Origin of the sequence: Blastococcus sp. KM273128, assembly GCF_021698975.1 — a bacterium.
Taxonomy (GTDB): Bacteria; Actinomycetota; Actinomycetes; order Mycobacteriales; family Geodermatophilaceae; genus Blastococcus.
On record NZ_SSXA01000109.1, the window covers coordinates 1 to 9466 of the forward strand.

Sequence of the window (9466 nt, forward strand, 5' to 3'; positions counted from 1 at the left end):
GGCGTGCACCATCTGCCCGTTGCCGATGTACATCCCGACGTGGCTGACCGGCGAGTAGTAGAAGAGCAGGTCGCCGGGCCGAACGCCTTCGACTGCTCGGGCCTCGTGCAGTACGCCTACGCGGCCGCCGGCATCAGCCTGCCGCACTCGAGCCGGATGCAGTCGACGATGGGCACCCCGGTTCCCCTCTCGGCGCTGCAGCCCGGCGACCTGCTCTTCTACTACTCGCCGGTCAGCCACGTCGGGATGTACATCGGCAACGGGCAGATGGTGCACGCCTCCACCTACGGCATGCCGGTGAAGGTGGCGTCGATCAACTCGATGGGCGACGCCCCCTTCGCCCGGCGCATCGCCTGACGGCTCCCCGGCGCGCGGGCGGCCCGGCCGCCAGCGCGCCGGGACCTCGGCGACGGCGGCGCAGGCCGCTCGTGGGACGATCGCGACCCGTGCGGGTCGGGACGGGGGGCGGGCTGCCCCGCGAGGTCAGGGTCCTGGCGGTCATCGCCTTCGTCGTCGCCCTCGGCTTCGGCATCGTCGCGCCGGCCATCCCGCTGTTCGCGCGCTCGTTCGGCGTGGGGACCACCGCCGTCGGGCTGGCGGTCAGCGCCTTCGCCTTCTTCCGCTTCGTCTCCGCGTTCAGCGGCGGCACCCTCGTCGAGCGGTTCGGCGAGCGGCTGGTGCTCGCCTCCGGGCTGGTGATCGTCGCCGTCACCACCGGGCTCGCGGGGCTCGCCGGCTCCTTCCCGCTCTTCCTCGGGCTGCGCGCCGCCGGCGGCATCGGCAGCGCCATGTTCACCGTGGCCGCGCTGTCGCTGCTGCTGCGGGTGGCCCCGCCGTCGCACCGCGGCCGGGCCGCCGCCACCTGGCAGGGCGGCTTCATCCTCGGCGGCATCGCCGGCCCCGCCGCCGGCGGTCTGCTCGCCGAGCTCTCCCCGCGGTTGCCGTTCTTCCTGTACGCCGGTTTCCTGCTGGTCGCCGGCGCGGTCGGCATCGCGCTGCTGCGCTCCGCCGAGCCCGACCCGGCCGCGCCCGCGGCCGCCGACGTCGCCGGGCCCGACCTCGACGCCGAACCGGTCCGGCTGGGCAGCGCGCTGCGCTCCCGCATCTACCTGGCCGCGCTGGTGGCGAACTTCGGCGTCGGCTGGGTGCTGTTCGGCGTCCGCAACTCGCTCGTGCCGCTGTACGTCACCGAGGAGCTGGGGCGCACGGTGGCCTGGGCCGGGGCGGGCCTGCTGGCCGGCTCGCTGGCCCAGGCGCTGGGGCTGCTCCGCTCGGGCCGGCTGGTCGACGCGTGGGGACGGCGGCCGTCGCTGGTCCTCGGGGCGGCGCTGGCGACCGCGGCCATGGCGGTGCTCGTGCTGCCTCCGGCGATCTGGGCGTTCCTGGTCTCCATGGCGGTCTTCGGGCTGGGCGCCTCGCTGCTGGCCAGCGCACCGGCGGCGCTGGTCGGCGACCTCAGCGGCGGGCGGGGCGGCCGCGTCGTCGCCGTCTTCCAGATGTCGGCCGACCTCGGCGCGATCGCCGGCCCGCTGGTCGCGGGCTGGCTCACCGACGTGGCCGGCTTCCAGGTGGCCTTCGGCGTGAGCACCGCCGTCCTGGCCGCGGGGCTCGTCGGCGGGCTGGCGATCCCGCGGGCGGCGCGCGCCCCGGCCGCGGCAGGGGCGCGCGCCGTCTGACCGGTCAGCGGCTCCGGTACAGCCGCGTGGTGATCGGCAGGAACACCAGCGCCAGCGCCGCGGCCACGGCCAGCGAGACGAGGATCGCCGGCACGTCGGGCTCGCCGGCCATGAGCGACCGCGACGCCGTCGCCAGGATCGAGATGGGGTTGACCTCGACGAACGCCTGCAGCGGCCCGGGCAGGGTGGCCGGGTCGACGAAGACGTTGGACAGGAACGTCAGCGGGAAGATGCCCATGAAGCCGGCATTCATGACGGCGTTGGGGCTGCGCAGCAGTAGGCCGAGCACCGAGAACGCCCACGACAGCCCGAACGAGAAGACCACCACGAGGGCGAGCGCGGCGAGGGCGCCGGAGACCCCCGCGTCCGGCCGGTAGCCCAGCAGCACGCCGACGACGATGATCACCGTGCCGGCCACGACGTACCGGACGCTGTCGCCGAGCAACGCCCCCAGCAGCGGCGCCGGCCGCCAGATGGGCAGCGAGCGGAAGCGGTCGACGACGCCCTTGGTCAGGTCGGTGTTCAGCGAGATGCCGGAGTAGACGGTGGTGAACAGCACGGACATGACCAGCAGGCCGGGCAGCGTGTAGTCCAGGTAGGCGCTGGTGGAGCCGGCGATGGCGCCGCCGAACAGGTACGTGAACATCAGCAGGAACATCACCGGCGTGACCGTGACGTCCAGCAGCTGCTCGGGCACGTGCTTGACCTTCAGCATGCCGCGCCACCCGAACGTGAGCGCCGTCTGCAGCGGCCCCGGCCGTGGCGGCCGCTCCGTGCCGGCGATCGCCCGGCGCACCGCCGCGGTGTCGGCGTCCGTGGTCACGGTGGTCATGACGTCTGCTCCTCGAGGGTGGGGGCGGATCCGGGCGGCTCCTCCGCGCCGCGCCCGGTGAGGGCCAGGAAGACCTCGTCCAGGCTGGGCTGGTCGAGCGAGAAGTGGGCCAGGCCGATGCCGGCCCGGGCCAGCTCGGCCACCGCGACGGCGGCCCGGGCCGGGTCGGGGCAGGTGGCCGACAGCACCGCCGGGTCCGGTTGCAGCGAGACCGGGCCCAGCGCGCGCTCGAGCACGCCCGCCGCGTCCGGCCGGCGGTCCAGGTCGAGCAGCCGCACGTGCAGCGCCCCCGTGCCCACCGAAGCCTTGAGCTGCGCCGGCGTCCCCTCCGCGATGACCCGGCCGCGGTCGATCACCGCGATCCCGTCGGCGAGCTGGTCGGCCTCCTCCAGGTACTGCGTGCAGAGCAGGATCGTGGTGCCCCCGGCCACCAGCGCGCGGGCGATCTCCCACACCTGGTTGCGCGACCGCGGGTCCAGCCCGGTGGTCGGCTCGTCGAGGAACATCAGCCGCGGGGTGACGACGATGCTCGCCGCGATGTCCAGCCGGCGCCGCATGCCCCCGGAGTAGTGCTTGACCAGCTTGCCGGCGGCCGTGGCGATGCCGAAGGCCTCCAGCAGCTCGTCGGCGCGGGCCCGCGCCCCGGCGCGGGAGAGCCCGAGCAGCCGGCCGAGCAGGACCAGGTTCTCGCGGCCGGTGAGCTCCTCGTCGACCGAGGCCAGCTGGCCGGTGAGGCTCACCTCCGCGCGGACGGCGTCGGCCTCGGTGACGACGTCGTGGCCGAGCACCCGCGCGCTGCCGGAGTCGGGGCTGATGAGCGTGGCGAGCATGCGGATGGTCGTGGTCTTCCCCGCCCCGTTGGGGCCGAGGACGCCGTAGACGGTTCCCGCCGGGACGGCGAGGTCCAGCCCCGCCACCGCGGTGGTCGCCCCGTAGGACTTGGTCAGCGCCGTCGCCTCGACGGCCAGGGGTGCGTGCAGCGACATGGGTACCTCACCCGGGTTCGCGTCGTGCGGTTGCCTCGTGGTGGAGACCGACTCTCCCCGCCGGGCTCATCGGCGGCGAGCGAGTTTTCTCCCGCGGTCGGCAAGGGAAGGGCCAGAAACCTGCGGGTGGGCCGTGTGACGCCCGGCGCACCGGGGAAGGGCACAGCGGAGCGCGCCGGGGTCGCCGCGGACCGGAGCCGGTCGGCGCTCGCCCGGACGGACGCGACCCGCCGCGAGGAGGCACGCACGGATGGACATCGCCGCGATGCGGGCCAGCTTCGCCAAGGCGGCGGCCACCGGCGACGAGGCCCCCCTGTACTTCTACTCGCACCTGTTCCTGAGCCACCCCGAGACCCGGGCGATGTTCCCCGTGTCGATGGCCCACCAGCGCGACCGGTTCTTCCACGCGCTGGGCGAGGTGGTGTCGCGCGTCGACGACCTCGACGCCCTGGTGCCGATCCTCAAGCAGCTCGGCCACGACCACCGCAAGTTCGGCACCCTGCCCGCGCACTACCCGGCGGTCATGCCCAGCCTGCTGGCCACGCTGGAGCACTTCGACGACGAGTGGGACGAGCACCGGGCCCGCACCTGGACCGAGGCCTACGAGCTCGTCGCCGCGGTGATGATCCAGGGTGCCGAGGAGTCCGCGGACCAGCCGGCGACCTGGCGGGCCGAGGTGGTGGCGCACGAGCGCCGGGCGATCGACGTGGCGGTGCTGCAGGTGCGCCCCGAGGTGCCCGTGAACTACCTGCCCGGGCAGTCGATGTCGCTGGAGATCGACCGCCGCCCGCGGCTGTGGCGCTACTACTCCCCCGCCAACGCGCCCCGCGACGACGGCACGCTGGAGCTGCACGTGAAGGCGCGCCCCGGCGGCCCGGTCAGCACCGCGCTGGTCCGCAGCACCGAGGTGGGCGACCTGATGCGGCTGGGCCCGCCGCTCGGCGAGCTCACGCTGGCGGACGACTCCGACCGCGACCTGCTGCTCGTCGCCGGAGGCATGGGGCTGGCGCCGCTGAAGGCGCTGGTCGACCAGGTGGCCCGGCAGGGCCCGGCGCGCCGGGTCGACCTCTTCGTCGGCGCCCGCACCGAGGACCACCTCTACGACCGCGCGGCGATCGCGGAGCTGCAGGCCGCCCACCCGTGGCTCACCGTCACCTGCGCGGTCTCGGACGACGCCCTGTCCGGGCTGGAGCACGGTGACATCGGCGACGTCGTCCTCCGGCACGGGCCGTGGCTCAGCCGGGAGGTGTTCGTGGCAGGCCCGGTGCCGATGGTGGAGGCGACCGTCGGGGGGCTCCTGGCGCACGGCGTGCCGCGGGAGCGGGTGCGCAGCGAGGTGTTCGCCCCCAGCCGACCGGGGCCCAGTGCCGAGGGGAAGGTGACCGAATGACCAGCACCGAGACGTCCGGGACCGGAGGGGCTGCCCGACGGCTGTCGCCGGAGCAGATCCGGGGCGCGCGGTTCACCTCGGGATCGATGCTGCACCCCGGCTACGACCAGTCCGAGGTCGACCGCTTCCGGGACCTGGTCGCCGCGGAGGTGGGCAGCCTCGTGGGCGAGCGCGACGACCTCCGGCGCCAGGTCGCCGAGCTCCAGCAGCGCCTGTCGGGCACCGCGGTGCCCGAGCCGCCCAGCGAGCAGGCGGTCAAGATCCTCGCCAGCGCCCAGCAGACGGCCGACGAGTACGTCGCCGAGGCCGAGGACTTCAGCCGGCAGATGACCGCGGAAGCCCGTGACCAGTACGAGGAGCAGCTGCGGCTGGCGCGCGAGAACGCCGGCGCCATCATGCAGGCGGCCCAGGAGGCCGCCGCCCGGCTCGCCCTGCCCGGCGGCGGGGACGGCGACACCACCGCCGGCCAGCGCACGACCGCCGAGCTGGAGGAGCAGGTGGCTTTCCTCAAGGCGTTCGCCCAGGCCTGCCGGGCGCAGCTGCGCGCCTACCTCGAGGCCCTGCTCAGCGACGTCGAGACCGAGTGGGGGCGGGTGGACCCCGCGCTGGCCCCCGAGGCGCTCGCCGCCGCCCAGGCCGGACGGCGCCCCGGCGGCACCGCCGCCCCGCAGACGGCGTTCCACGGCAACAGCGCCGCCGGACCGGCGGAGGTCCAGGCGGAGGAGGCGGAGCGGACCGCGACCGCGGGGGCGCGCGCCACCGGCGGCTGACCCACCGGCCACCGAGCGCACCGGGCGGCTCGGCCCCGGGATGATCTTCCGGCGCGGTAGGTTCTCCCCCGAACCGCACCCCGCCGGGAGGCCTCGCGATGCCCGATGTGCTGCTCGTCCTCCTCGTCGTCGTCCTCGTGGCGCTCGCGGTGCTCGCCGTGGTGGTGCTCGTGCTCCGCCGGCGCAACCTGGCGCGGGCCGCGGCGCCGCGCCCCCGGGTCGACCCGCTGGCGGACGAGCCCGACCTCTACGACCCGCACGCCATCGGCGTCGGCGACGTGATCACCTACGCCGGCATCGACCACGTCGTCCGCGGCACGATCGTGCTGGAGGAGGGCGGGATGACCTGGCGCGAGCACCTGCTCGACGGCTCGACCGGCCGCCGCTGGCTGACCGTGGAGGACGACGAGGGCGACCTCGAGATGACCCTGTGGATGCGCCGCGAGGGCACGAACCTGACCCCCGACGGCGACGTGGTCCTGGACGACCGCGTGCACCGGCAGGTCGAGCGGGGGCGGGCGAGCTACACGGCCGAGGGCACGACCGGCACCCCGCCCAGCGGCACCGTGGACTACGCCGACTACGCGACGGCGGACCGGACCGGGCTGATCGCCTTCGAGCGCTGGGCACCCACCCAGTCCTGGGAGGTCTCCACGGGGCGGGCCGTCAGCCGCGGCGAGCTCACCGTCTACCACCGGACGCCCGGGACATGAGCGTGCACCAGCTCGACGTCGCCCCCCGCGACGTCTCCGCCGCGGCGCTCGGGCTGCTGCTCGACGGGCCGGCCCCCGAGCCGCTGGCGCAGCTGCGGCTGACCGGCGCGGCCGGCGCCTCCCTCACCCTGGGCGTGCTCGGCGCCTCGCACGTGGTCTCCGCCGACGCCGGCGGCCGGCGGATCACCGAGGAGGTCTCCTGCGACGCCGTCGCCGCGGGGGGCAGCCCGCTCCCCGCGGAGCTGCGCTCGGGTGGCTACGCGTTCACCTCGGCGACCACCACCGCGACGCGGGACGAGCTCGACGCGACCGCCGCGCGGCTGCGGGTCCGGGCCGCCGGCGACCCGGCCTGGCTCTGCGGCGCCTTCCCGGGCGCGCACGACGCGCTGACCGCCCTCACCGCGCAGCCGCTGGCGGGCGGCGGCTGGGCCTGGCAGACCTGGCACCTCTACCCCGCCGGCGCCTCCGGCGAGGTGGTCACGACGCGGACGAGGTGGGCGCCGTGAGCCCGGCCCGCCGGCTGGCGGTGCTGCTGCTCACCGCCGTCCTGCTCGCCGGGTGCGGCAGCGGGACCCGGGTCCGCGACTTCCTCGACGGCACCTACGAGCGGACCAGCACCGACGACGACACCTGGGTCTACTCCTCCCCCGACCCGGTGGGCACCACGACCGCGGCGATCGCCGACGCGGTGCGGCCGGCCGAGCGGCAGGCCGACGGCGGCAACGAGTACCTCCGCTACGACGACGACATCGTCATCGTGAGCGCGGCCGCCGGGGGCAGCACCGTGCGCGTCGAGGATCTCGACGGCCGATACCGCAGCGGCTTCTTCGCCTTCCTCGGGCCCGGCTTCCGCCCCGGCTCGCCCGCCGGCACCGGTGGCGGCGGCGGCCCGGGCGACGGCAAGTGACCGGCCGATCCCCCACCCCGACCTCAGGAGAGTTCCCGACGTGACCACGACCTGGCAGGCCCTCGAGTTCGGCACGGTCGAGGGCGGGGCGCTGCTCGACGGCGTCCTGGCGACGCTGCTGTGGTTCGTGATCGGCGTCGGCGTGCTCGCGCTCGGCTTCCTCGCGCTGGACCTGCTCACCCCCGGGAACCTGCGCACCCAGGTGTACGTCGACCACAACCCCAACGCGGCGATCCTGCTGGGCGCCAACCACGTCGCCCTGGCGATCATCGTCGTCACCGCGATCATGACCAGCGCCGACAGCCTCGGCCAGGGCCTGGTCGACGCCGCCGTGTACGGGCTCGTCGGGGTGGTGCTGCAGGCCGTGGCGCTGCGCCTGCTCGACGCCCTGATCCCCGGCGACGTCCGCGCCATGGTGAACGAGCCCCGGATGCGCGGCTCGGCCTGGGCCGTGGGCATCAGCCTGGTGGCGATCGGCGCGGTGAACGCCGCCGCGCTGTCGTGACGCCGTGACGACGTCGGCGGAGCAGGTGGAGGTGCCGGCGCCGGCCCGGGGTGGCGCCGTGCGCTCGCGGCCGCTGCTGCTGGCCGCCGTCGCCGTCTGCGCCGCCTGCGGGCTGGTCTACGAACTGGTGCTGCTGACCCTGTCGGCGAGCCTCGTCGGTGGTGGGATCACCCAGACCTCGCTCATCGTCGCCGGGTTCGTCGCCGCGCTCGGCGCCGGCGCGCTGCTGGTGAAGCCCTTCCTGCCGCACGCGGCGACCACCTTCGTCGCCGTCGAGATCCTGCTCGGTGTCGCCGGGGGGCTCAGCGCCGTCACCCTGTACGTGTCGTTCTCCTTCTACGGCACGAGCACCGCCGTGCTGCTCGTCGCGACCGCCGTCCTGGGCGTCCTGGTCGGCGCCGAGGTGCCGCTGCTGATGACGCTGCTGCAGACCGGCCGCGAGGGCATCGACGCCGAGGGCAGCGGCAAGGTGCTGGCCGACCTCAACGCCGCGGACTACGCCGGCGCGCTCCTCGGCGGGCTGGTGTGGCCCTTCCTGCTGCTGCCGGTGGCCGGCCAGGTGCGCGGCGCGGCGATCACCGGCCTGGTGAACCTGCTCGCCGCCGCGGTGGTGTGCGGCCTGCTGCTCCGGCGGCAGATGACCCCCCGGGCGCGGCGCGCGGCCACCGGGGCGCTGCTCGCGGCGGCAATGCTGCTCGGCACGCTGCTGGTGCAGGCACGGGACATCGAGACGACCGCGCGCCAGCGGCTGTACGCCGACCCGGTGGTGCTCGCCGAGCGCTCCGCCTACCAGGAGATCGTGCTGACCGAGCGCTCCGGCGACCTGCGGCTGTACCTGGACGGCGACCTGCAGTTCTCCAGCCGCGACGAGCACCGGTACACCGAGTCGCTGGTGCACCCGGTGCTGGCCCGCGACCCCGCCCGGGTGCTGGTCCTGGGCGGCGGTGACGGGCTCGCCGCCCGGGAGGTGCTGCGCCACCCCTCGGTGCGCGAGGTGGTGCAGGTGGAGCTCGATCCCGAGGTGGTCCACCTGGCCCGCACCCGGCTCGCCCCGCTCAACGCCGGGGCGCTCGACGACCCGCGCGTGCAGGTGGTCGTGGAGGACGCGTTCCGCTGGCTGCGCTCGCCGGCCGCCACCGGCTTCGACGCAGTGGTCGTGGACATGCCCGACCCCGACACCCCGGTGCTCGGGCGGCTGTACTCCACCGAGTTCTACGGCCTGGTCGCCGCCGCCCTCGCGCCGGGCGGGCTGGTCACCGTGCAGGCCGGCAGCCCGTACTCGACGCCGGACGCCTACTGGCGGACCGTCTCCACCCTCGAGTCGGCCGGGCTGGCGTCGACGCCGTACCACGTGCACGTGCCGAGCTTCGGTGACTGGGGGTTCGCCCTGGCCCAGCAGGGGCAGCGACCGCCGGACCTGGTCCTCTCCCCGGGGGCGCCGCCCACCCGGTTCCTCGACGCGGCGGTGCTGGCGGCGGCCGGCGTCTTCCCCGCCGACCGCCCGCGGCAGCGGCTGGAGCCCTCGACCCTGGACCGGCCGCTGGTCGTCGACGACATGCGCGGCGGCTACGTCGGCTGAGGGGTCGGGGGCCGACCGGTGAGCAGGGTCGGCCGACGCCTGGAGCGTCGTGGGGGCTCGGACGCCGTCGGCCGGCCCGCTGGCCCTCCCCCGCCCGGTGTCCCGGAG

The 9466-nt window shown here is 75.4% G+C and carries 11 protein-coding genes and 1 pseudogene; 9 read left to right on the forward strand and 3 right to left on the reverse strand.

Annotation, left to right across the window (positions count from 1 at the left end; translation table 11 throughout):
- Positions 1-111, reverse strand: a 111-nt coding sequence (locus E9529_RS22860) for an NlpC/P60 family protein (protein ID WP_236833079.1), incomplete at its 3' end; no start/stop codon positions are given.
- Here E9529_RS22860 and E9529_RS20245 point away from each other — a divergent pair.
- A pseudogene (locus E9529_RS20245) lies at positions 73-357 on the forward strand (C40 family peptidase); the annotation flags it as partial. The gene E9529_RS22860 and the pseudogene E9529_RS20245 sit on opposite strands and share 39 nt — an antisense overlap.
- Before the next feature lie 89 nt (positions 358-446).
- The gene (locus tag E9529_RS20250) at positions 447-1676 is read left to right on the forward strand and encodes an MFS transporter (protein ID WP_236833069.1); all 1230 of its coding nucleotides are present in this window, start codon (positions 447-449) and stop codon (positions 1674-1676) included.
- Between the two features lie 4 nt (positions 1677-1680).
- Here E9529_RS20250 and E9529_RS20255 read toward each other — a convergent pair whose 3' ends face one another.
- Both E9529_RS20255 and E9529_RS20260 read right to left on the reverse strand, forming a co-directional pair.
- On the reverse strand, positions 1681-2508 hold the full coding sequence (locus E9529_RS20255) for an ABC transporter permease (protein ID WP_236833070.1): 828 nt from the start codon (positions 2506-2508) through the stop codon (positions 1681-1683).
- Positions 2505-3494 (reverse strand): ATP-binding cassette domain-containing protein, encoded by a 990-nt coding sequence (locus E9529_RS20260; RefSeq protein ID WP_236833071.1) that lies wholly within the window; start codon positions 3492-3494, stop codon positions 2505-2507. The genes E9529_RS20255 and E9529_RS20260 overlap by 4 nt, the downstream gene beginning before the upstream one ends.
- A 250-nt stretch (positions 3495-3744) precedes the next feature.
- Here E9529_RS20260 and E9529_RS20265 point away from each other — a divergent pair, with 250 nt between their 5' ends.
- The 7 genes from E9529_RS20265 to E9529_RS20295 all read left to right on the forward strand — a co-directional run bounded on the left by E9529_RS20265 (position 3745) and on the right by E9529_RS20295 (position 9358).
- Entirely contained in the window at positions 3745-4884 is a 1140-nt protein-coding gene (locus E9529_RS20265) for a globin domain-containing protein (protein ID WP_236833072.1), read from the forward strand.
- Positions 4881-5654 (forward strand): DivIVA domain-containing protein, encoded by a 774-nt coding sequence (locus E9529_RS20270; RefSeq protein WP_236833073.1) that lies wholly within the window; start codon positions 4881-4883, stop codon positions 5652-5654. The genes E9529_RS20265 and E9529_RS20270 overlap by 4 nt, the downstream gene beginning before the upstream one ends.
- 98 nt (positions 5655-5752) lie before the next feature.
- Complete coding sequence (locus E9529_RS20275) at positions 5753-6367, forward strand: DUF4178 domain-containing protein (protein WP_236833074.1); 615 nt, start codon at positions 5753-5755, stop codon at positions 6365-6367.
- Positions 6364-6873, forward strand: coding sequence for a DUF2617 family protein (locus tag E9529_RS20280; protein ID WP_236833075.1), 510 nt, complete (start codon positions 6364-6366; stop codon positions 6871-6873). The genes E9529_RS20275 and E9529_RS20280 overlap by 4 nt, the downstream gene beginning before the upstream one ends.
- The gene (locus tag E9529_RS20285) at positions 6870-7274 is read left to right on the forward strand and encodes a DUF4247 domain-containing protein (protein WP_236833076.1); all 405 of its coding nucleotides are present in this window, start codon (positions 6870-6872) and stop codon (positions 7272-7274) included. Before E9529_RS20280 ends, E9529_RS20285 begins: the two co-directional genes overlap by 4 nt.
- A 40-nt stretch (positions 7275-7314) precedes the next feature.
- Positions 7315-7779, forward strand: coding sequence for a DUF350 domain-containing protein (locus tag E9529_RS20290; protein ID WP_236833077.1), 465 nt, complete (start codon positions 7315-7317; stop codon positions 7777-7779).
- 4 nt (positions 7780-7783) lie between these two features.
- Positions 7784-9358: a polyamine aminopropyltransferase gene (locus tag E9529_RS20295; RefSeq protein ID WP_236833078.1), complete on the forward strand. Its 1575-nt coding sequence runs from the start codon at positions 7784-7786 to the stop codon at positions 9356-9358.
- The last annotated feature ends 108 nt before the right edge of the window (positions 9359-9466 follow it).

Coding starts and splice junctions, on each gene's coding strand:
- E9529_RS20255 (WP_236833070.1), bottom strand. CDS start 2,508: ATGACCACCGTGACCACGGACGCCGACACCGCGGCGGTGCGCCGGGCG.
- E9529_RS20275 (WP_236833074.1), top strand. CDS start 5,753: ATGCCCGATGTGCTGCTCGTCCTCCTCGTCGTCGTCCTCGTGGCGCTC.
- E9529_RS20270 (WP_236833073.1), top strand. CDS start 4,881: ATGACCAGCACCGAGACGTCCGGGACCGGAGGGGCTGCCCGACGGCTG.
- E9529_RS20265 (WP_236833072.1), top strand. CDS start 3,745: ATGGACATCGCCGCGATGCGGGCCAGCTTCGCCAAGGCGGCGGCCACC.
- E9529_RS20260 (WP_236833071.1), bottom strand. CDS start 3,494: ATGTCGCTGCACGCACCCCTGGCCGTCGAGGCGACGGCGCTGACCAAG.
- E9529_RS20280 (WP_236833075.1), top strand. CDS start 6,364: ATGAGCGTGCACCAGCTCGACGTCGCCCCCCGCGACGTCTCCGCCGCG.